Source organism: Variovorax sp. V118, from assembly GCF_041154445.1.
GTDB lineage: Bacteria > Pseudomonadota > Gammaproteobacteria > Burkholderiales > Burkholderiaceae_C > Variovorax > Variovorax boronicumulans.
This window is the reverse complement of sequence record NZ_AP028663.1, coordinates 210,293-232,101: the sequence shown is the minus strand read 5'-3', so window position 1 is coordinate 232,101 and position 21,809 is coordinate 210,293. Positions and strand designations below refer to the sequence as shown.

Genomic DNA, 21,809 nt, shown 5'->3' with positions numbered 1-21,809 from the left:
CTAAGTAAGCGCAGGCTTACGCAGGCTGCGCTTCGCCCATGGCCGAGGCCGGCAGGCCGAACACGCGGTCGAAGGCCCAGTTGAAGACGAAGGTGTAGACCAGGAAGAACACCACCAGGCCCAGGTCCATCACCAGCGCCTGCCAGAGTGACACGCCCAGGCCCCAGGCCAGCATCGGCACCAGGAAGGCGATCAGGCCGCCCTCGAAGCCGATGGCGTGGGCGATGCGGCGCTTCAGGCTGCGCCCGCGCACCGCCTGGCGCGACTCCCAGCGCTCGAACAGGGCGTTGAAGGTCAGGTTCCAGATCACCGCGATCACCGAGGCGCCCACGGCCAGCAGGCCCGAGTGACCGAGCCCCGCGTCCGACATCAGGGTCAGGCCGGCGCTGGCCGCCACGATGGCGATGCCCTCATAGAGGGAGATGTAAACGATCCGACGCTGAAGGCCCTGCATGACTGTTTCTCTGTGTGTTTGACTGCGATGGAGGGACTTTATTTGCTTTTAGTTGATATAAAAAGTTAACTTATTTCAGTTTTATTGATAGATCGGGACGCCATGGCTTTCTCCAGCGACAACGTCGAGGTCTTCCTGGCCGTGATCGACCACGGCTCGTTCTCGGCCGCCGCGCGGGCGCTGCGCAAGGTGCCGTCGGCCGTGAGCATGGCCATCGCCAACCTCGAGGCCGAGCTGGCGCTGCCGCTGTTCGACCGCAGTGGCCGCGAGCCCCAGCCCACGTCGGCCGCGCGCTCGCTCGAACCGCAGGCGCGGCTGCTCGCGGCCCAGCTGCGGCAGTTGCAGGTGCAAGCGCTGGCGCTCACGCAGGGGCTGGAAGACCGGCTCACGCTGGCCATCGCGCCCGAGCTGCTGGCCGCGCCCTGGAGCGGGCCGCTGGCCGCGCTGGCCGACGACTACCCGCTGCTGCAGGTCGAGGTGCTGGCCGCGCCGCAGGCCGACGCGCTGGCGCTGCTGCACAGCGGCCGGGCGCAGCTGGCGCTGGTGTTCGAGCGCCCCAGCCTCGACGGCCGCGAGGGCTTCCAGGAGGTGGGCAGCGACACCATGGTGGCCGTGATGGCGCCCGAGCACCCCGTGCTGCGCGCCGCGGCCGGCGGGCGCCTGCGCGAGGAGCACCTGACCAACACGCGCCAGATCGTGGTCGCGGGGCGCGACCTGGCCACCAGCGACCCGCGGTTCGTGTTCGCGCGGCATGTCTGGCGCACTGACAACGCGCTGGCCGCGCTGAGCCTGATCACCGCCGGGCTGGGCTGGGGCTGGCTGCCGCGCAACTTCGCGCGCCCGCACGTGGCGGCGGGCGCGCTGGTCGAGATCCCGTTCGAGAACCTCAGCAACGGGCTGGACCTGTGGGTGGACGTGGTGTGGTCGCGCGAACGGCCGCTGGGCCTGGGCGCGCAGCGCTTCGTGGCGCTGATCGCACGCGACCGTCAGGCGGCGGCCGGCATCGCAACGCCGGCCGTGTGAGCCGGGTCAATTCTTTCCGTGGCCGTGGCCGTGCCCGCCTCCACCGCCGTGCCCACCGCCCCCGCCGTGCGGACGCCCTCCTCCACCACCGCCGCCCCCACCGGGCCGGCCGCCGCCCGGATGCGGATGCGACACGCCCGGCGGCGGCCCGGGCCGGAAGCCCGGCTGCGGGCGCGGCGGGCGGAAACCTGGATCGATGGGCGGCCGAATGCCAGGCCCGTGGGGTGGACGAACCCCGGGTCCGTGGGGCGGACGCACGCCAGGCCCCGGCGGCCAGGGCCGCGGCTGCCAGCCCGGGTGCACGGGCGGCGGCGGGCGCCAGCCCGCGATCGGTGGCGGCGGGGGCCGGTGGCCCCACCAGCGCCGGTCGCCGTACCAGGGGCGGTCGCGGTAGTAGTCGGCCCAGTAGCTGCCGATCACGAAGCTCACGATGGGCACGCCGATGACCGCGCCGTAGGTGGCCAACGGCACGCGCTGCTGCTGGTAGGCGTAGTCGAGGTTCCTGGCCCAGACCCAGCCGCGCCCGCCGTCGGGCAGCACCACGTCGCACCAGCCGTAGCCGCTGGTGCAGCCGACCACGTCGACCGGCTGCCCCGGCCCGAGCCGTGCCACCAGCGGGTAGTCGCCCGAGGGCCCGGCGCGCAGGTTGACCGCGCCGCGCGTGAAGGCCTGCTGCGCCGCCGCGGCGAGCGGCAGCAGCAGGACGAGCGCGCCCAAGGCAGCGCGGCGCAAGAAGGATGTGGCGTTCATGGGAGGCTCCTGTGCGCCCCAGCGTAGGCGTGGGGCGGGGAGCCGTCAATCAGCCGAGGGCGCGCGCGGCGCCCGGCGTCAGGCGTCAGGCGGCTTCTTTGTAGAAGCCGTTGCTGTTCAGGAGACGGCCCTTCGCAGGCGCCACCGCTGCACCGATCGCCGCGATGTGGTCCGGCGTGGTGCCGCAGCAGCCGCCCACGATGTTCACCAGCCCCTCGGCCGCGAACTCGTGCAGCAGGCGCGAGGTGACGTCGGGCGTCTCGTCGAAGCCGGTGTCGCTCATCGGGTTGGGCAGGCCGGCGTTCGGGTAGCAGCTGATGTAGGTGTCGCCCGCCACGCGCGCCAGCTCCTGGATGTAGGGGCGCATCAGCGTCGCGCCCAGCGCGCAGTTCAGGCCGATGGCCAGCGGCTGCGCATGGCGCACGCTGTGCCAGAAGGCGGTGACGGTCTGGCCGCTGAGGATGCGGCCCGAGGCGTCGGTCACCGTGCCGCTGATGATCAGCGGCAGGCGCTGGCCGCTGTTGTCGAAGTACTCGTCCACCGCGAACAGCGCGGCCTTGGCGTTGAGCGTGTCGAAGATGGTCTCGACCAGGATCACGTCGGCGCCGCCTTCGACCAGCGCCTCGGTCTGCTCGTAGTACGCCGCGCGCAGCGATTCGAAATCGACATTGCGCGCGCCCGGGTCGTTCACGTCGGGGCTGATGCTCGCGGTCTTGGGCGTCGGGCCGAGGGCGCCGGCCACGAAGCGCGGCTTGTCGGGCGTGCTGTACTTGTCGCAGGCCGCGCGCGCCAGCTTGGCCGATTCGAGGTTCATCTCGCGCGCCAGGTGGGCCATCTTGTAGTCCTCCTGCGCAATGGTGGTGGCGCCGAAGGTGTTGGTCTCGATGAGGTCGGCGCCGGCCGCGAGGTAGGCCTCGTGGATGTCGGTGATGACGTCGGGGCGCGTGAGCGACAGCAGCTCGTTGTTGCCCTTCACGTCGCGCTCGAAGTCCTTGAAGCGCTCGCCGCGGTATTGCTCCTCGGTGAGCTTGAAGCGCTGGATCATCGTGCCCATCGCGCCGTCGAGGATGGCAATGCGGTTGGCCAGGATGCCCGGCAGCGCCTGGCCGCGGGTATAGATGAGGGGCTTGGTCATGTCCGCGATTGTAAAAACCCCGGTCTGGCCCGGCGCGCAGGCGGGTCTTGCCGGCGTCAGCCTTGCCCGCCCGCGATCTCCGCCAGCGCCTGCACGAAGCGCGCGTTGTCCGCGTCGGTGCCCACCGACACGCGGATGAAGGTCTCGAAGCCCGGCTCTTTCCAGGGCTTGACGATGATCCCGCGCGCCAGCAACGCCTCGTTGACCGGCGCGTTGGGCCGCCCGAGGTCGACGAACAGGAAGTTGGCCGCCGAAGGCGCGATGCGCAGGCCCGGCCAGACCGACCCGGCCAGGGCGCGAAGCTGCGCCGCCAGCGCCTCGCGCTGTTGCACGGTGCGCGCCACCGCCTGCGCCATGAAGGCCTCGTCGCCCCAGGCCGCCAGCGCCGCGGCCTGCGCCGCCAGGTTCACGTTGAAGGGCGTGCGCACGCGGTCGAGCAGCTGCACCAGCGCCGCGTCGGACGCAATGCCGTAGCCCACGCGCAGGCCGGCCAGGCCCCAGGCCTTGGAGAAGGTGCGCAGCACGATCCAGGGGGCGCGGCCTTCGCCAGCCGCCTGCCATGCGCGTAGCAGGGCGAGCACGTCGGGGTAGCCGGGCGCCAGCCGCGCATATTCGTAGTAGGCCTCGTCCACCACCAGCAGCGTGCCCGCGGGCACCGCCGCGAGCAGGCGCGCGAAGTCGCCGACATCGAACATGCAGCCGACCGGGTTCGAGGGGTTGGCCAGCATCACCACCTTGGGCCCGCGCGCGAGCGCGGCGCACCAGGCCTCCAGGTCGAAGCCGAGTTCCGGCGTGAGCGTCAGCAGCTCGACCTGCGCGCCCATCATGCGCGGGTAGATCTCGTGCAGGCCGAAGGCCGGGCGCTGCGTGAGCACGCGGTCGCCCGGCGACAGCAGCGCCTGGCACAGCATCTGCAGGATGTCCTCGGAGCCGTTGCCGATCACCACCTCGCCGGGCTGCGCACCGGTGCGCTGCGCGATGGCGGCACGCAGCGCCGTGGAGTTGGCGTCGGGGTAGGTGCCCGCGCGCGCCGCCAGGTCGACCAGCGCCCGCGCCACCGCGGGGCTGGAGCCGTACGGGTTCTCGTTGCTCGCCAGCCGCGCGATCTCGCTGACGCCGTAGCGCGCGCGCACGGCCTCCGAGGACAGGCCCGCGTTGTAGGGCGGCAGCGGCGGCACCTCGGGGCGCGCGAACGCGTGGATGGCGGCGCTCACCGGGCGCCGCCTTCGACGAAGGCCAGCACCGCTTCCAGCATGCGGCGCACGTGCGGCTTCACGCCCGCGGCCACGTCGGGCAGGTAGTCGAACGGCAGCGCTTCCTGCATGTAGCTGGACTGGGTCATCTCCAGCTGCACCGCGTGCACGCCACCGGCCGGGTTGCCGTACTGGCGCGTGATGTGGCCGCCCTTGAAGCGGCCGTTGAGCACGCCGGTGTAGCCCGGCGCCGATTCAGCGATGCCGCGCAGCGTGGCGGCCAGCGCGGGGTCGCAGCTCTTGCCGTCGGCGGTGCCCAGGTTCAGGTCGGGCAGCTTGCCTTCGAAGAAGCGCGGCAGCACGGAGCGGATCGAGTGCGCGTCCCACAGCGCGACGGTGCCGTGCGCGGCCGTGAGGCGATCGAGCTCGGCCTGCAGCTGCTGGTGGTACGGGCGCCAGACGGCCTCGCGGCGTTCGGCAACTTCTTCGTCGGACGGGTGGTCTTCGGGCTTCGCGTAGACCGGCGTGTCGTCGAAGGTGTCGACCGGGCACAGGCCCGTGACGCTCTGGCCCGGGTACAGGCTGGCGCCGTCCGGCGGACGGTTCAGGTCGACCACGTAGCGCGAGTGCGTGGCCACGAGCACCGAGGCGCCGAGTGCGTCGGCGAAGTCGTAGAGCTGTTCGAGGTGCCAGTCGGTGTCGGGCACGTGGCGCGCCTCGTCGGTGAAGCGGGCGGCCAGCGCGGGCGGCACGTGCGTGCCGACGTGCGGCATCGAGATCAGCAGCGGGCGCGTGCCCTGGCGGAAGCGGAACGCCGGTTCGGTGGTGGTGAAGGCCATGGGAATTCAGTCCTTGAGGAGTTGGGTGCGCGCGGCAACGAAGGCGGCGGCGGCATCGCCATGCAGCGCGTGGCGCCCGGCCGTGACGCGCGGGCGGCCCGCCACCCAGACCGCGTCGACGGCCGAGGTGCGGTGGCTCGCGAACACATGGGCCGAGAGCATGTCAGGCGCCGACAGGCCCTGCAGCGCGAGGTGATGGGCATCGAGCACGACGAAGTCGGCCTGCTGCCCCGCGGCCAGCCCGCCGACCGCGCGGCCCGCCGCCTGCGCCCCGCCCTGCACGGCTTCGAGCGTGAGCGCGGTGGCCACGTGCGGTTGCGCCGCGCTGGCGCCGACGTTGCGCTGGCGCCGGCCCAGGCGCTGGCTGTACTCGAGCATCAACAGCTCCTCGGCCGCGTTGACGCTGGCGTGGCTGTCGGAGCCCACGCCCCAGGCGCCGCCGTGGCTGCGCCAGCGCGCGAAGTCGAAGATGCCGTCGCCCAGGTTGGCCTCGGTGGTCGGGCACAGGCCCGCGACCGCGCCGCTCTGTGCCGCGTATTCGTACTCGGCGTCGTTCATGTGCGTGGCGTGCACGAGGCACCAGCGCGCGTCGACGGCCGCGTGGTCGAGCAGCCATTCGACCGGGCGCAGGCCGCTCCACTCGACGCAGTCGTCCACTTCCTTCGTCTGCTCGGCGATGTGGATGTGGACCGGCGCGGTGCGGTCGATGGCGTCCAGGCCGGCGAGCGCCTCGCGCAGCGCCTCGGGCGGCACGGCGCGCAGCGAGTGCGGCGCCAGGCCCAGGCGCGCGCCCTGCGCGTCGCAGTCGGGCTTGAGCGTGTCGAGCAGGCGCAGCATCGATTCGGTCGAGCGGATGAAGCGGCGCTGCCCCTCGGTGGGCGGCTGGTCGCCGAAACCGCTGGTCTGGTAGAGCACCGGCAGCAGCGTGAAGCCGATGCCGGTGTTCTGCGCGGCGCGCAGCAGCGCGCGGCTCAGCGCCGCGTCGTCGGCGTAGGGACGGCCGTCGGTGTCGTGGTGCACGTACTGGAACTCGCACACGCTGGTGTAGCCCGCCTCGAGCATCTCAGCGTAGAGCCAGGTGGCGATGGCCTCCATGTGCTGCGGGCCGAGGCGCGCGGCAAAGCGGTACATCAGCGTGCGCCAGCTCCAGAAGCTGTCCTGCTGTTCGGCGCGGTGCTCGGTGAGCCCCGCGAAGGCGCGCTGGAAGGCGTGCGAATGCAGGTTGGGCATGCCCGGGATCACCGGACCGGTCGCCACCTGCGCGCCCGCGGGCGGTTGCGCACCGGCCTGCACCTGCGTGAGCTGGCCGGCGTCGTTCCACGACAGCAGGACGTTCTTCGTCCAGCCTGCGGGCAGCAGCGCATCGGCTGCGAAAAGCGTGTGTGTCATTCGGTGGCTCCGATGGCGATGCGTCCCTGGCGCACCACGGCGCGCACCGGCTGCTGGCCGAACCAGTAGGCCAGCTCGGCGGCGTCGTGCAGGTTCCAGAGCACGAAGTTGGCGGGCATGCCGGGCGCGATGGCGCCGTGCGTGTCCTGCAGGCCGAGCGCGCGCGCCGCGTGCACGGTGACGCCGGCGAGCGCCTCGGGCACGGTGAGGCGGAACAGCGTGCAGGCCATGTTGACCATCAGCAGCAGGCTCAGCGTCGGCGAGGTGCCGGGGTTGTGGTCGGTCGACACGGCCATCGGCACGCCCGCGGCGCGCAGCGCGTCGATGGGCGGCAGGTGCGTGTCGCGCAGCGTGTAGTAGGCGCCGGGCAGCAGCACGGCCACGGTGCCCGACTGGCGCATGGCCGCGATGCCGTCGGCCGACAGGTGCTCGATGTGGTCGCACGACAGCGCGCCGTAGCGCGCGGCCAGCGCCGCGCCGCCCATGTCGGAGAGCTGCTCGGCATGCAGCTTCACGGGCAGGCCCAGCGCCTGGGCGGCTTGGAAGACCTGCTCGGTTTCCGCGAGCGAGAAGGCGATGCGTTCGCAGAACACGTCGACCGCATCGACCAGCCCTTCGGCGGCGAGCGCGGGCAGCATCTCCTTGCAGACGAGGTCGATGTAGTCGCCACTGCGGCCGGCGTATTCGGGCGGCAGCGCGTGCGCGCCGAGGAAGGTGGTGCGTACGGTGACGCCGTAAGCCTCGCCCAGTCGCCGCGCCACGCGCAGCTGCTTGCGCTCGTGCTCGAGCGCCAGGCCGTAGCCCGACTTGATCTCGATGGCGCAGACGCCGTCGGCCAGCAACTGCTCGAGGCGCGCAGCGGCCTGGGCGAACAGCGTGTCTTCGTCGGCCTCGCGCGTGGCGCGCACCGACGAGACGATGCCGCCACCGGCCTTCGCCACCTCTTCGTACGTGGCACCCGCCAGCCGCATCGCGAACTCGTTGGCGCGCTGGCCGCCGTAGACCAGGTGCGTGTGGCAATCGACGAGGCCGGGCGTGACGAGCGCGCCGCCGCCGTCGTGCGACGCGAGCCCCGCGAACTCGGCGGGCAGGTCGGCGCGCGCACCGACCCAGCGGACCGTGCCCTGCGCGACCACGAGGGCGGCTTCGGCATCGGGCGCCAAGGTGACGCCGGGCGCCGCACCGGGCGCCAGGCGCAGGCCGGTCCACAGGCCGTCGGCCGAGGGGAATTCGCTGGGGGGTGTCATCGTCATCTCCTGTTCTTTGCTTGGGCCGCTCAGGCCGGCACGAAGCGCACGGCCACCAGCCGTGCGCCGTCGCTCGCCGGTGCGGCCTGCCATGCTTGCGCGGCGTCGGTCCAGCACAGGCCGTCGCCGTCACCCAGGGCCTCGCCGTCATTCAAGCGCCACTCGCCGCGCAACGCCAGCAGCACGCCGTGCGGCGCGGGCGCGATGTCGGCGGCGCGTTCCAGCACCTGCACGTCGGCGCGCCACTGGCCGCCGCGCGCCATCACGTTGAAGTCGTTCGAGGCGCCGCCGAGCAGCGTGCAGTCGATCGGGTCGTCGCCCGAAAAGGCGAAGGGCTGGTGCGGCACGTCGAGCCGGTGCGACACGCGGCCGTCGTGCGTGAAGAGGCGCACGCCGTCGCCTTCGAGCAGCATGATCTGGCGGTCGATGCCCGGGAACACCGAGAACGGGCCCGGCGACGCGATGGTGGCGATGCTCACGCGCCAGCCGAAGCTGTCGAGCCCCGCGCCTGGCGGCCAGCTGGCGATTTCCTGCGTGGTGCCGCCGCCGTTCTTCCAGGGCGTGGCGCGCAGGGTCGCGCGCGAAAAACGCTGCACGCTCATCGCATCAACCCGCCCTGGCGCAGCTTCTGTTCGAAATGCCGCAGGATCAGCGTCATCGTGCCCGTGAGCATGAAGTACACGAGCGCGATGGCCAGGTACACCTCGAGCGAGCGGTACGACACGCTGATGATCTTCTGGCCTTCGTGCATCACGTCATGAATGGTCAGGAGCGACACCAGCGCCGAGTTCTTGATGAGCGCAATGAACTCGTTGCCCAGCGGCGGGATCATGCGCACCACGGCCTGCGGCAGCACGATCTGGCGCATCGCCACGCCGGGCGTCATGCCCAGCGACTGCGCGGCCATGGTCTGGCCCTTGTCGATCGACTGGATCGCGCCGCGCACGATCTCGGACACGTAGGCGCCCGAGTACACGCCGAGCCCCAGCACGCCGCACACGAAGGCCGGCAGCAGGATGCCGAAGTGCGGCAGGCCGAAGAACAGAATGAACAGCTGCACCAGCAGCGGCGTGCCGCGAATCGCCGCCACGTAGGCGGTGCACACGCCGTAGATCCAGCGCCGCTTCGGGTTCAGCCGGCCGATGCCGACCAGCAGGCCCAGCACGCAACCCAGGGCCAGCGCGCAGGCGGTGATCTCCACCGTGACCAGCGCGCCGCGCAGCAGGTCGGGCCAGCCCTGCCAGACGGGCGAGAAATCGAAGTCCATGGCGCGCTTACTTGGCGGTGGCGCTGAACCACTTCTTGACGATGGCCGCGTAGGTGCCGTCGGCCTTGAGCTTCTCGATCGCGCCGTTCACGGCCTTGGTGAGCTCGGGCGTGTCCTTGCGGATGGCCATGCCGTATTCCTCGGTGGTGATCTGCTCGTCGAGCACCTTCAGGCCGCCGCGCGTGCGCACGTACTGGAAGGCGGCGGGCTTGCCGGTGACGGCGGCGTCGGCGCGGCCGATGTCCACGAGGTTGAACATCTCCTGGTTCTTCTCGACTTCCATCAGCTGCACCTGCGGGAATTTCTCCTTCGTGTACGACACGGACTTGGTGCCCACCTGCACGCTGACCTTCTTGCCGTTGATGTCGGCCGGCTTCTTGATGGTCGTGTTGTTGTCCTTCACCATGACCACGAGGCCGCCGGCGTAGTACGGCACGGTGAAGTCGACGACCTTCTTGCGCTCGTCGGTGATGTAGATGCCCGACACGGCCATGTCGAAGCGCTTGGAGATGAGGCCCGGCACGAGGCCCTTGAAGTCGATGTCGATCCACTCGATCTTGCGGCCCAGCGTCTTGCCGATGGCCTCGACCAGCTCCACGTCGAAGCCGGTGCGCTTGCCGTTTTCCACGAACTCCATCGGCGGGAAGGTGGCGTCGGTGGCCACGCGCAGCGGCTCGCCCTGGGCTTGCGCGGCGCCAGCGAAACCGAAGAAAGCGAGGCCGGACAGGGCGGCGGCGACGAGGGTGCGACGGGTGTTCATGGGAGGGCTTTCGTGGAGGTGAGGGAGGGAGAAAGAAAATGAAAAGCGGCGACTACTGCAGTGCGCGCGAGATGCGGGCCGCCGTGACGACGGTCATGTGGACCAATGCAGCTTCCATGCCTTCGACGCGCGTGAGCGGCGCCATGAGCGTGATCGCCCCGCGCAGGCGCCGGCCCGCGGCCAGCACCGGCGCGCTCGCGCCCCACACGCCGGCATCGACCTCGCCGTGGGTCACGGCATGGCCGGCGGCGCGGATGGCGTCGAGTTCGGCGGCGCGCTCGGCGCGGCGTTCGGGGCCTTCGTCGAGCCCGTCGAGCAGCAGGTCGCGCGCGTCGTCGGGCGCGTGGGCCAGCAGGCACTTGGCGCTGGCGCCGTCGCGCGCGGGCACGCTGCGGCCGCGGTCGAAGGAGCAGCGCAGCGACTGTTCGCTGTCGATCATCTCCAGGCACACGACGCGCTCGTTCACCAGGGTGACGAGCGCCACGCTCTCGTGGCTTTGCTGCGCCAGCACGCGCATGTCGGCGCGCGCGGCCATCACGAGGTCGGAGTTGCCGTCGAAGCCGCTGGCCAGCTGCACGCTCACCGGTCCCGGCGAGTAGCGGCCCTCGGACTCCATCACGAAGCCCCAGCGGCGCAAGGTGGCGACCTGGCGGTACAGCGTGCTCTGCGACAGGCCGGTGGCCTGCACCAGCTCGGCCGCCGTCATCGCCGCCTTGCTTTGCGCCAGCACCGACAGCACGAACAGCGCGCGGTCGTTGTGGGCGGGAGCGTCAAGGGGGGTCGTCATCGGGGGCAATCGCTGGGCGGTCGAAAGTGGATGCGGCGTGCAGTATCTTGCTCGCCGTTCTCACGACCAAGCCCGAATTCCCACTCGATGGGAATGAGCGCGTTTTTTCTTTCTACCTTCGTCTTACCGGGGCTCAGCGCACCAGCAGCGGAAAGAGCGGATCGTCCATCGGCGCGCCGGCCGGCAGGCGCTCGGCCAGGCCCGGGAAATCGGGCGAGGTCTTCCAGCTGCGCGGCGCGTGGCGGATGTCGTCGCCCAGAAATCGCACCGAGAACACGCGGCGCCGGTTCGGCCCTTCCACGCCGGCGGCCGCATGCAGCGTGAGCATGTGGAAGCAGGCGAAGTCGCCGGGCTCGATGTCCCAGCCGACGATGGGGAAGCGCTCGCGCGCACCCTCGATGTCGGGCAGGTCGTCGAGGCTGCCTTCGGGGAACCACTTGGCGTGGTTGTCCATGAAGGTGCGCGGCATGAGCCACGGCCCCTTGTGGGAGCCGGCCACGAACTCGAGCGTGGCGGCACGCGACACCGGATCGACCGGAATCCACATGCTGACGTTCTGCATGCCCTCGATGTTGTAGTAGGGCTGGTCCTGGTGCCACGGCGTGCGCTGGCGCGTGCCGGGCTCCTTCACGAGCAGGTGGTCGTGGTACAGCCGCACGGTGTCCGAGCCCATGAGCCGCTGCGCGAGGGGCGCCAGCGGTGCCTCTCTGATGAAGCGGCCGAAGGCGTCGATCTCCTGCCAGTTGCAGAAGTCCTCGAAGAAGCGGCCCGGGTCGTCGGGCCGGCTCGCGACCTTGGCGCGCGGGCTGGGCGCCGCCAGGCTCGCCTCGATGCCGCCGCGCAGCAGCGCGAGTTCGTCGGCCGTGAGCAGCTGGCGGATGCAGACCGCGCCGTCGCGCTGGAACTGCGCCACCAGCGCGTCGTCCACGCGTTCGCGCACGCGGCGCTGCAGGTCGGAAGCATCGAGGGTCATCGTCGGGTCTCCTTCTTTGTCGGGTGTCGGTGACCCGCTTTTTTACTTCACCTGCGGCGCCTGCCGACCTTACTTGATCATCGGCAGCTTCAGGCCCTGCTTCTTCGCCGTGGCGACCGCGATGTCGTAGCCCGCGTCGGCATGGCGCATGACGCCGGTCGCCGGGTCGTTGAAGAGCACGCGCCCGATGCGCTTGGCCGCGGCGTCGGTGCCGTCGCACACGATCACCACGCCCGAATGCTGCGAGTAGCCCATGCCCACGCCGCCGCCGTGGTGCAGGCTGACCCAGGTCGCGCCGCCGGCCGTGTTGAGCAGTGCGTTGAGCAGCGGCCAGTCGGAGACGGCGTCGGTGCCGTCCTTCATGGCTTCGGTCTCGCGGTTCGGGCTGGCGACCGAGCCGGTGTCCAGGTGGTCGCGGCCGATGACGATCGGGCCCTTGAGCTCGCCGTTCTTCACCATCTCGTTGAAGGCCAGGCCGGCGATGTGGCGCTCGCCCAGGCCGAGCCAGCAGATGCGCGCGGGCAGGCCCTGGAAGGCGATGCGCTCGCGCGCCATGTCGAGCCAGCGGTGCGTGTGGGTGTTCTCGGGGAACAGCTCCTTGATCTTGGCGTCGGTCTTGTAGATGTCTTCCGGATCGCCCGAGAGCGCCACCCAGCGGAACGGACCCTTGCCTTCGCAGAACAGCGGACGGATGTAGGCCGGCACGAAGCCCGGGAAGTCGAAGGCGTTCTTCACGCCTTCGTCGAACGCGACCTGGCGGATGTTGTTGCCGTAGTCGACCGTGGGGATGCCCATGGCCTGGAAGTCGAGCATGGCCTGCACGTGCACGGCGCACGACTTCGCGGCGGCCTTCTTCAGGGCGTCGTGTTGCGACGCGTCCTTCATGGCGGCCTGCCACTGCGGCACGCTCCAGCCCGAGGGCAGGTAGCCGTTGATCAGGTCGTGCGCGGAGGTCTGGTCGGTCACAAGGTCGGGCTTGAGGCCGCCGGCCTTCGCGCGCTTGACCAGCTCGGGCAGGATGTCGGCCGCGTTGCCCAGCAGCGCGATCGACACGGCTTCCTTGGCGTCGCAGTGCTGCTTGATGAGCTCGAAGGCGTGGTCGATATCGCGTGCCTGCTTGTCGACGTAGCGCGTGCGCAGGCGGAAGTCGATGCTCGACTGCTGGCACTCGATGTTCAGCGACACGGCGCCGGCCAGCGTGGCCGCGAGCGGCTGCGCGCCGCCCATGCCGCCCAGGCCGGCCGTCAAGATCCACTTGCCCGCGAGGCTGTTGTTGTAGTGCTGGCGGCCGGCTTCGACGAAGGTCTCGAAGGTGCCTTGCACGATGCCCTGGCTGCCGATGTAGATCCAGCTGCCAGCGGTCATCTGGCCGTACATGAAGAGGCCCTGGCGATCGAGCTCGTTGAAGTGCTCCCAGTTGGCCCACTTCGGCACGAGGTTGGAGTTGGCGAGCAGCACGCGCGGTGCGTCGGCGTGCGTCTTGAACACGCCCACGGGCTTGCCCGACTGGATGAGCAGCGTCTCGTCGTCTTCCAGTTCCTTCAGCGAGGCGAGGATCTGGTCGTAGCAGGCCCAGTCGCGCGCGGCGCGGCCGATGCCGCCGTACACCACGAGGTCTTGCGGGCGCTCGGCCACTTCGGCGTCGAGGTTGTTCTGCAGCATGCGGTACGGCGCTTCGGTGAGCCAGCTCTTGCAGTTGAGCTCGGTGCCGCGCGGGGCGCGGATCACGCGGGTCGGGTCATGGCGCGGGTCGGTGCCGGCAGCGGGGGTGTTCAGGGCGAATTTGTCGGGTGCGTTCATGGCGTGGTTCTCCTTGTCGGGTGGCGGTCGGTACGGATCACTTCGAGTGGCTGGGCAGGATGTCGAGCAGCGCGGCCGGCAGGTCGGCCGCGAGCGCCCACAGGCGCATGGCTTCGATGTCGGGTGCGAGGTAGCGGTCGGTCTCGAGGAACGCGACCTTCTGGCGGATGCGGGCGAACTCCGCTTCCACCAGCGGCGAACTCTTCAGCTTGCGCTTGAGTTCGATGCCCTGGGCAGCGGCCATCGCTTCGATGCCCACCACCACGGCGGTGTTGTTGACCATGTCGCCCAGGCGGCGCGCCGCGAAGGTGGCCATCGACACGTGGTCTTCCTGGTTGGCCGAGGTCGGCAGGCTGTCGACGCTGGCGGGGTGCGCGTGCGACTTGTTTTCCGAGGCGAGCGCGGCGGCCGTGACCTGCGCGATCATGAAGCCGGAGTTCAGGCCGCCGTCGCGCACCAGGAAGGGCGGCAGGCCCGACAGGCCGCTGTCGAGCAGCAGCGCGAGGCGGCGCTCGGCGATGGCGCCGACTTCGCTCACGGCCAGCGCAATGATGTCGGCCGCGAAGGCGACCGGCTCGGCGTGGAAGTTGCCACCCGAGATCACCTCGCCGGTGTCGCAGAACACGAGCGGGTTGTCCGATGCGGCATTGGCTTCGATGACCAGCACGCGCGAGGCGTGGGCCAGGTTGTCGAGGCAGGCGCCCATCACCTGCGGGATGCAGCGCACCGAGTACGGGTCCTGCACGCGGCCGCAGTCGGCGTGCGAAGGCACGATCTCGCTGCCGTCGAGCAGCGTGCGCACGGCGCCGGCCACGGCGATCTGGCCGGGCTGGCCGCGCGCGGCGTGGATGCGGGCGTCGAAGGGCTTGATCGAGCCCTGGATGGCTTCGAGCGACAGCGCGCCCGACATCAGCGCGGCGGCGAACACGTCTTCGGCGCCGAACAGGCCGGCCAGCGCCAGCGCGGTCGACACCTGCGTGCCGTTGAGCAGCGCCAGGCCTTCCTTGGGGCCGAGCACGAAGGGCTCGAGGCCGATGCTGCGCATGGCTTCGGCGCCGCTCACCTTCTTGCCGTCGGCCAGCGTGGCTTCGCCTTCGCCGATGAGCACGCAGGCCATGTGGGCCAGCGGCGCGAGGTCGCCCGAGGCGCCGACCGAGCCCTTGCACGGGATGCTGGGCGTGACGCCCGCGTTGAACAGCGCCAGCAGCGCATCGACCAGCGCGGGCCGCACGCCCGAGTGGCCGCGCGCCAGGCTCACGGCCTTGGTCGCGAGGATCATGCGCACCACCGGCGCGGCCAGCGGCTCGCCGGTGCCCACGCTGTGCGAGAGCACGAGGTTGCGCTGCAGCTCGGCCAGGTGGTCGTTGCCGATGCGCGTGCTGGCGAGCTTGCCGAAGCCGGTGTTGATGCCGTAGACCACCTCGTCGTTCTCGACGATGTGGCGCACCGCGGCCTCGGCCCTGGCCATGCCGTCCTGCACCGACGGGTCGAGCGCAAGGTGCACGCCGCCGGCCTGGATGCGTCGCAGCATCGCAAGGTCGACCTTGCCGGGCGTGAGGGTCAATGTGGCGTTGGGGGTGGCGGTGTGATTGCTTGGCATGTGAACCTGTCTATACAAGTGGTTGCGAGAGAAAACGTAAGCCTCTGAGGGTCGAAAAAAAACGGTCTGTCTAGCCGAACGTCGGGTTGCCGTCGGACTTGAATCGGCTGCCGAGGCTGTAGCGCGAAGCGGGATGCAGGCAGCGCACCCAGGTCACGGGCGTGTTGCGGATCCAGGTGCGGCGCGTCAGCAGCAGGCAGGGGTCGGTGGGCGCCATCGCGAGCCGCTCGGCCTGTTCGGCGCTGGGCAGCACGGCATCGACGACGTGTTCGATCTGGTCGAAGGGCACGTTGCGCACCAGGTACTCGCTGGGCGGCACGGCCGTGAAGTCCTGCTCGAGAAAATCGGGCACGACCTGCGGGTTGACGTAGCGCTCCTCGAGCTGCACGGGCGTGTCGTTGTCCAGGTGCAGGCAGGCGCTGTGGAACACCGAATCGCCCGCGCGCAGGTCGAGCCAGGCCGCCACGTCGGGCGAGGCCGCGAGGCGCTCGACCGCGAGCATCTCGCAGCGGTAGTCGTGGCCGCGCTGACGGATTTCGCTGGCGATGTTGGCGATCTGCAGCAGCGTCGACTGCGGCTTGTTCTCGGCCACGAAGCTGCCGACGCCGGCCACGCGCACGATGCGCCCCTGCTCCATGAGCTCGCGCAGGGCGCGGTTCACGGTCATGCGCGCCATGCCGAACTGCGCGACCAGCTCGTTCTCGGAAGGCAGGCGGTGGCCGGGCGGCCACGTGCCGTCCTGGATCTTGCGGGAGATGTGATCCTTGACTTGCGCATAGAGCGCGAGGGACGGCAGGTCGCGTTTCATCGGGGCTCAGTGTTCCGCGGCGGCCATCGACTCGGCGCGGATTTCTTCGGTCAGGCGCGCCTTGATGTCCATGAACTCGGGCGAGGTCTTGATGGTGTAGCTGCGCGGGTGCGGGAAGTCGACCGCGATCTCGGTCTTGATGCGGCCCGGCCGCGCGCTGAACACCGCCACGCGGTTGGCCATGAAGATCGCCTCGTCGATGTCGTGCGTCACGAACAGCACCGTCTTCTGCGCCGACTCCCAGATGCCCAGCAGCAGCTCCTGCATGAGCACGCGGGTCTGGTTGTCGAGCGCGCCGAAGGGCTCGTCGAGCAGCAGCATCTTGGGGTCGTTGGCCAGCGCGCGCGCAATGGCGGTGCGCTGCTGCATGCCGCCCGAGAGCTGCTTGGGAAAGTGGTGCTCGAAGCCGCGCAGGCCGACCTTGGCGATGAAGAACTCGCTGCGTTCCTTCTGGTCGGCTTCGCTCATGCCGCGCTCGCGCAGGCCGAAGCGGATGTTCTGCGCCACCGTGAGCCATGGGAACAGCGTGTAGCTCTGGAACACCACGCCGCGGTCGGCGCCGGGGCCTTCGATGCGCTCGCCGTCGAGCATCACCTGGCCGGTGGTCGGGAAGTCGAGCCCCGCCACGATGCGCAGCAGCGTCGACTTGCCGCAGCCCGAGGGGCCGAGGATGGTGACGAAGTCGTTCTCCTTCACCTCGAAGTCGATCGGCTGCAGCGCCTGCGTGCGCTGGCCCTTGGTGCCGGTGAAGACGCGCGAGACGCCTTGAATGGAGAGTTGGTTCTTCACAGTGCAGCCCATGCAAACAGACGGCGATTCATCGCCTTGAAAGCGAAGTCGGACAACAGGCCGATGACGCCGATCACGATGATCCCGAAGATGATCTGGCCGGTGTTCAACAGCGCCTGGCTGTCGGTGATCATGTGGCCGATGCCCGACGAGGAGCCGATGAGTTCCGCCACGATCACGTACGTCCAGGCCCAGCCCAGCACGAGGCGCAGCGTTTCGGCGATGCCCGGCGCGGCGCCCGGAATGAGCACGCGCGCCACGATGCCGCGGCTGTTGGCGCCCAGCGTATAGGCGGCTTCGACGAGGTCGCGCCGCGCGCCGCCCACGGTGACGGCCACCATCAGCACGATCTGGAAGAACGAGCCGATGAAGATCACCAGCAGCTTCTGCATTTCGCCCAGGCCCGCCCACAGGATGAGCAGCGGAATGAAGGCCGAGGCCGGCAGGTAGCGGCAGAACGAGACGAAGGGCTCGAAGAAGGCCTCGACGGTCTTCCAGGTGCCCATGGCCACGCCCAGCGGCACCGCGATGACGGCCGCCAGCAGGAAGCCGCCGAACACGCGCCACACGGTCATGCCGATGTCGCCGATGAAGCCGTACTCGGTGAAGAGCAGCCAGCCCTCCTTCACCATCGTGATCGGGCTCGCCAGGAAGGTGGGCGACACGAAGCCGCCCAGCGTGGCGATGCCCCACACCACGACGAAGAGCACGAAGAAGCCCAGCCCCAGCATCGTGCGCGCGGACGCGCTGATGGGTTCGAGCGGCGCGAACACGCGACGCCGCACGGGAGGCGCGGGCGGCGGCGTCACGGCGCGCGCCGGGGCGGCGGTCATCGGTTGCATCTGCGGCAAGGCCTTACTTGACATAGCTGGCGTCGAAGGTGGCGGCATAGTCTTCCGGCGCCTTGCGGATCACGCCGGCCTCCAGCAGGATGGCCGCGGCTTCCTTCATGAAGCTGGTGAGCTCGCCCGCGAAGAACTTCTGGTTGGCGGCCTTGTCCTGCCAGCGCAGGTAGGCCGACGACTTGGCGAACTGCTCGCCGCTTTGCTTGACGGCCGAGCCCATGAGTTCGTTGGCCTTGGCCGGGTCGGCCTTGATCATGTCCAGCGCGTCGAAGTACGACTTGGTGAGCGCGGCGGCGGCCTTGGCGTTGGCCTTGAGCCAGGTGGGGGCGCAGCCCACGGTGTCCATCACCATCGGGTAGTCGAGCGTGGTGGCCAGGATCTTGCCGGCGGCCGGGTTGGCGCGCACGGTCGACAGGTAGGGCTCGTAGGTCATGGCGGCGTCGTTCTGGCCGGCCACGAAAGCCTGCGCGGCGGGCTGCGGCTCGAGCGAGACCACCTTCACGTCCTTCAGGCTCATGCCGTTCTTGCTGAGCATCCAGGCCAGGCCGAAGTACGGCGCGGTGCCCGGGGCGCTCACGCCGATGCTCTTGCCCTTGAGGTCGGAGAAGCTCTTCACGTCGTTGCGCACGGCCAGGCCGTCGGCGCCGTAGGACTTGTCCATCTGGAAGATCTGCACGATCGGCACGCCGTTGGCGTTCCAGGCCACGTGCGTCTCCACCGTGGTGGCCGCGCACTGGATCGCGCCGGAGGCCAGCGCCAGGTGGCGGTCCTTCTGCGGGATCATCTTGAGTTCGACGTCCAGCCCGTTCTTCTTGAAGATGCCGGCCTTGTCGGCCAGTGACAGCGGCGCAAAGCCGGTCCAGCCGGACATGCCGAGCGAAATCTTCGTGTCCTGGGCGGCGGCCGTTCCGGCCATGCCCGCTGCACATGCACCTGCTGCCAGCAGCGAAGCGACTTTCACAACTACCTTGACCATGGGGACTCCTGGTTCCATTTTTTGAGAGAGGTGACTCGGCGATACATGCCCAGGGGATGTGGGCAGCACGCCTCGCATTGTTGCCAGGCGCCCCAACTTGTATATACAGGATAACCCGAAAGTCCTGTTTTGGTGCATCTCCGAGAGAAATGCCCCAGTTTGCTGTCTAGACAAGAGGGGTGCCGGGACGGGGTTCACCATTGCAAACGCCGTGCCACAGTCATATCGGAGCCGCTGGGGGACAATCGGCGTCCGCCCCGGCTCCGGCCCTTTTCTCCCCCTCTCCCGCCCTTCGCACCCCCGCCTGTGTCCTCCCTCGCTCCCCGCCCCTTCGACGCTTCCAGCGACGGCAGCAGCTCCGGCAGCGCGGCCCCCGCCGACATCCTTCACGACGTGTTCGGCTACGCGCGCTTTCGCGGGGCCCAGCAGGACATCGTGGAGCACGTGGTGGGCGGCGGCGACGCGCTGGTGCTGATGCCCACGGGCGGCGGCAAGTCGCTGTGCTATCAGATCCCGGCCATTGCGCGGCAGCGCGCGGGGCGCGGCGTGTCGGTGGTGGTGTCGCCGCTCATCGCGCTGATGCACGACCAGGTGGGCGCGCTGCACGAGGCGGGCGTGAACGCGGCCTTCCTCAATTCCACGCTCGACTGGGAGCAGACGCAGGACGTGGAGCGCCGCATGCTGCGCGGCGAGATCACGCTGCTGTACGCGGCGCCCGAGCGCGTGAACACGCCGCGCTTCCTGTCGCAGCTCGATTCGCTGAACGAGCGCGGCAAGCTCTCGCTGTTCGCCATCGACGAGGCGCATTGCGTGAGCCAGTGGGGCCACGACTTCCGCCCCGAGTACCGCGCGCTCACCGTGCTGCACGAGCGCTATGCGGGCGTGCCGCGCATCGCGCTCACGGCCACGGCCGACGACCTCACGCGCGCCGACATCGTCGAACGGCTGCAGCTGGAAGAAGCGCGCCAGTTCGTCTCCAGCTTCGACCGCCCGAACATCCGCTACACCATCGTCGAGAAGAAGGACGCCACCACGCAGCTGCTGCGCTTCATCGAGCGCGAGCACGAGGGCGACGCGGGCGTGGTCTATTGCCAGTCGCGCAAGCGCGTGGAAGACCTCGCGACGACGCTGCAGGGCGCGGGCATCAACGCGCTGCCGTACCACGCGGGGCTCGATGCGGCGGTGCGCCAGAAGCACCAGGACCGCTTCCTGCGCGAAGAAGGCATCGTGATGGTCGCGACCATCGCCTTCGGCATGGGCATCGACAAGCCCGACGTGCGCTTCGTGGGCCACGTCGACATGCCCAAGAACATCGAGGGCTACTACCAGGAAACCGGCCGCGCGGGCCGCGACGGCGCCCCCGCCGACGCCTGGATGGCCTACGGCCTGAACGACGTGGTGAACCAGCGCCGCATGATCGACGAGAGCCCGGCCGGTGAAGAGTTCAAGCAGGTGATGCGCGGCAAGCTCGACGCCCTGCTCTCGCTGGCCGAGGCCAGCGACTGCCGCCGCGTGCGCCTGTTGGGCTACTTCGGCGAGAAGAGCACGCCCTGCGGCAACTGCGACAACTGCCTGAACCCGCCGCAGGTGTGGGACGGCACCGATGCCGCGCGCAAGCTGCTGAGCACCATCTACCGCGTGCAGCAGCTCAGCGGCATCAGCTTCGGCGCGGGCCACATCATGGACATCCTGCGCGGCAAGGCGACCGAGAAGGTCAAGCAGTTCGGCCACGAGCGCATCAGCACCTTCGGCATCGGCGCGGAGTTCAGCGAGGTGGCGCTGCGCGGCGTGCTGCGCCAGCTGATCGCCACCGGCGCGCTGGCGGTGGACGCCGAAGCGTTCAACACGCTGAAGCTCACCGAGGGCTCGCGCGCGGTGCTCAAGGGCGAGACCACGGTGTCGCTGCGCGAGTCGGTGTCGTCGCCGGCCGAGCGCAAGCCCCGGCGCGAAAAGGCCGCCAAGGGCGCACCGTCGCCGGCGGCCGCCTCGCTCGACGACACCGGCAAGAAGCGCTTCGAGGCGCTCAAGGCCTGGCGCGCCGAGGTGGCCAAGGAACACAACCTGCCGGCCTACGTGATCTTCCACGACGCCACGCTGGCGGCCATTGCCGAGCGCGCGCCCGCGACGCTCGAAGACCTGCAGGGCATCAGCGGCATCGGCACGAAGAAGCTCGAAGCCTACGGCGCCGAAGTGCTTCGCGTGTGCGAAGCCTTCTGACCCTCTCCGGCTAGAGCAGGCGGGCGGCCTTCGAGAAATCGATGGACGCGAGCACCGCGGCGCGCATGGCCGTCAGCAGATGGCGCTCGTCGTTGCTGCGCTTCTGGAAGGTGTAGGTCAGCGCGGGCAGGGCCTGGCGGGTCTTCAGGATGCGCAGGTCGCCGCGGCGCGACAGCAGGCGCGCCCAGCCTTCCGGCAGGAACCCGACACCGATCCCCTCGATCAGCAGGCCGGCGACAGCGCCCCAGCTGTTGCAGCTGAGGCGGTGCGGCGCCTCGAGGTTCTCGGCCATGAGCCATTCGTCGAGCAGGCGGCTGGTGCCCGCGCCGGTCGGCAGCGTCACGATGGGATGTTGCGCGAGCAGCGGCGCGCCGAGGGTCGTGGTCTTGCCCGCCAGCGCGGGCGCGGCCACCCACACGAAATGCGCCTGGCCCACGGTGTGCGACGAGATCAGCCCGTGGTGCGGTGAGCGCCCGGCGATCACCGCGCAGTCGAGCTCGCCGTTGCGAAGGCGCTCGTCCAGCGCCGAGCCGAAGTTGACGTGCGGCTCGAGGCGCAGGTCGGGCAGGTGCCGCCCCACATGCGCGACGAGCTGGGGCAGCCAGGTCAGCGCGCTCAGCTCGCCGATGCCGAAGGTGCAGCGACCTCCGAGGCTGGCGGGTGCGCCGATCGACCGTTTCGTTTCGTCGGCCGCCAGCAGCAGCGCGGCGGCGCGCGGCAGGAAACGCTCACCCGCGTCCGTGAGCGTGGCCCGCTGCCCGGCGCGGTCGAACAAGGGCGCGCCGAGCGACACCTCCAGCTCGGCCAGGCGCTTGGACAGCGACGAGGTCGACAGGTGCAGCCGCTGCGCCGCGAGCGCGAAGCTGGCGCAGGTCGCGGCCCAGTAGAAGGCCTCCAGTTGCTTCAGCGTCATGCGCTGTCCTCCTCGATCATTTCGAAAAAAGCGAAATGGCAAAT

General features: G+C 70.0%; 21 protein-coding genes. 2 read left to right on the top strand and 19 right to left on the bottom strand.

The features are described 5' to 3' along the window. Positions 1-16: 16 nt before the first annotated feature. A complete protein-coding gene (locus ACAM52_RS01095; RefSeq protein ID WP_369645845.1) occupies positions 17-454 on the bottom strand; it encodes a PACE efflux transporter in 438 nt (145 codons plus the stop codon). Positions 455-556: 102 nt separating this feature from the next. Between ACAM52_RS01095 and ACAM52_RS01090 the strand changes: the two genes are divergently transcribed. Further along, on the top strand, positions 557-1,477 hold the full coding sequence (locus tag ACAM52_RS01090; protein ID WP_095743149.1) for a LysR family transcriptional regulator: 921 nt from the start codon (positions 557-559) through the stop codon (positions 1,475-1,477). A gap of 6 nt (positions 1,478-1,483) precedes the next feature. Here ACAM52_RS01090 and ACAM52_RS01085 read toward each other — a convergent pair whose 3' ends face one another. From ACAM52_RS01085 to ACAM52_RS01005, 17 genes are all read right to left on the bottom strand, one after another. Next, entirely contained in the window at positions 1,484-2,227 is a 744-nt protein-coding gene (locus tag ACAM52_RS01085) for an SH3 domain-containing protein (protein WP_369645844.1), read from the bottom strand. A gap of 85 nt (positions 2,228-2,312) precedes the next feature. Further along, complete coding sequence (locus tag ACAM52_RS01080) at positions 2,313-3,362, bottom strand: homocysteine S-methyltransferase family protein (protein ID WP_070064057.1); 1,050 nt, start codon at positions 3,360-3,362, stop codon at positions 2,313-2,315. Between the two features lie 56 nt (positions 3,363-3,418). Continuing rightward, the gene (locus ACAM52_RS01075) at positions 3,419-4,576 is read right to left on the bottom strand and encodes a histidinol-phosphate transaminase (protein ID WP_369645843.1); all 1,158 of its coding nucleotides are present in this window, start codon (positions 4,574-4,576) and stop codon (positions 3,419-3,421) included. Beyond that, on the bottom strand, positions 4,573-5,394 hold the full coding sequence (hutG, locus tag ACAM52_RS01070) for an N-formylglutamate deformylase (RefSeq protein WP_062482294.1): 822 nt from the start codon (positions 5,392-5,394) through the stop codon (positions 4,573-4,575). Before hutG ends, ACAM52_RS01075 begins: the two co-directional genes overlap by 4 nt. Before the next feature lie 6 nt (positions 5,395-5,400). Beyond that, complete coding sequence (locus tag ACAM52_RS01065; protein WP_369645842.1) at positions 5,401-6,783, bottom strand: formimidoylglutamate deiminase; 1,383 nt, start codon at positions 6,781-6,783, stop codon at positions 5,401-5,403. Further along, on the bottom strand, positions 6,780-8,030 hold the full coding sequence (hutI, locus tag ACAM52_RS01060) for an imidazolonepropionase (RefSeq protein ID WP_159278919.1): 1,251 nt from the start codon (positions 8,028-8,030) through the stop codon (positions 6,780-6,782). The genes ACAM52_RS01065 and hutI overlap by 4 nt, the downstream gene beginning before the upstream one ends. Positions 8,031-8,059: 29 nt before the next feature. Continuing rightward, the gene (locus ACAM52_RS01055) at positions 8,060-8,632 is read right to left on the bottom strand and encodes a HutD family protein (RefSeq protein WP_369645841.1); all 573 of its coding nucleotides are present in this window, start codon (positions 8,630-8,632) and stop codon (positions 8,060-8,062) included. After that, the gene (locus ACAM52_RS01050; RefSeq protein WP_062482282.1) at positions 8,629-9,297 is read right to left on the bottom strand and encodes an amino acid ABC transporter permease; all 669 of its coding nucleotides are present in this window, start codon (positions 9,295-9,297) and stop codon (positions 8,629-8,631) included. The genes ACAM52_RS01055 and ACAM52_RS01050 overlap by 4 nt, the downstream gene beginning before the upstream one ends. Before the next feature lie 7 nt (positions 9,298-9,304). Further along, positions 9,305-10,057: a transporter substrate-binding domain-containing protein gene (locus ACAM52_RS01045; protein ID WP_062482279.1), complete on the bottom strand. Its 753-nt coding sequence runs from the start codon at positions 10,055-10,057 to the stop codon at positions 9,305-9,307. A gap of 52 nt (positions 10,058-10,109) precedes the next feature. After that, positions 10,110-10,844: an IclR family transcriptional regulator gene (locus tag ACAM52_RS01040; protein ID WP_095951039.1), complete on the bottom strand. Its 735-nt coding sequence runs from the start codon at positions 10,842-10,844 to the stop codon at positions 10,110-10,112. A gap of 133 nt (positions 10,845-10,977) precedes the next feature. Further along, positions 10,978-11,817, bottom strand: coding sequence for a phytanoyl-CoA dioxygenase family protein (locus ACAM52_RS01035; RefSeq protein WP_369645840.1), 840 nt, complete (start codon positions 11,815-11,817; stop codon positions 10,978-10,980). A 69-nt stretch (positions 11,818-11,886) separates the two neighbouring features. Further along, positions 11,887-13,617, bottom strand: coding sequence for a urocanate hydratase (gene hutU / locus ACAM52_RS01030; RefSeq protein WP_369645839.1), 1,731 nt, complete (start codon positions 13,615-13,617; stop codon positions 11,887-11,889). A gap of 37 nt (positions 13,618-13,654) precedes the next feature. Next, positions 13,655-15,217 (bottom strand): histidine ammonia-lyase, encoded by a 1,563-nt coding sequence (gene hutH / locus ACAM52_RS01025; protein WP_369645838.1) that lies wholly within the window; start codon positions 15,215-15,217, stop codon positions 13,655-13,657. A 70-nt stretch (positions 15,218-15,287) separates the two neighbouring features. Beyond that, positions 15,288-16,025: a histidine utilization repressor gene (gene hutC, locus ACAM52_RS01020; RefSeq protein ID WP_062481289.1), complete on the bottom strand. Its 738-nt coding sequence runs from the start codon at positions 16,023-16,025 to the stop codon at positions 15,288-15,290. Between the two features lie 6 nt (positions 16,026-16,031). Beyond that, positions 16,032-16,826, bottom strand: coding sequence for an ABC transporter ATP-binding protein (locus ACAM52_RS01015; RefSeq protein ID WP_062481286.1), 795 nt, complete (start codon positions 16,824-16,826; stop codon positions 16,032-16,034). After that, positions 16,811-17,647, bottom strand: a complete 837-nt coding sequence (locus ACAM52_RS01010; protein ID WP_062481301.1) for an ABC transporter permease — start codon at positions 17,645-17,647, stop codon at positions 16,811-16,813. The genes ACAM52_RS01015 and ACAM52_RS01010 overlap by 16 nt, the downstream gene beginning before the upstream one ends. Positions 17,648-17,669: 22 nt before the next feature. Then, entirely contained in the window at positions 17,670-18,635 is a 966-nt protein-coding gene (locus ACAM52_RS01005) for an ABC transporter substrate-binding protein (protein WP_095951036.1), read from the bottom strand. Positions 18,636-18,941: 306 nt separating this feature from the next. Here ACAM52_RS01005 and recQ point away from each other — a divergent pair, with 306 nt between their 5' ends. Next, entirely contained in the window at positions 18,942-20,852 is a 1,911-nt protein-coding gene (gene recQ / locus ACAM52_RS01000) for a DNA helicase RecQ (protein ID WP_369645837.1), read from the top strand. A gap of 10 nt (positions 20,853-20,862) precedes the next feature. On the opposite strand, the gene ACAM52_RS00995 is transcribed toward recQ, so the two are convergent. After that, positions 20,863-21,765 (bottom strand): LysR family transcriptional regulator, encoded by a 903-nt coding sequence (locus ACAM52_RS00995; RefSeq protein ID WP_062481283.1) that lies wholly within the window; start codon positions 21,763-21,765, stop codon positions 20,863-20,865. Positions 21,766-21,809: the final 44 nt, after the last annotated feature.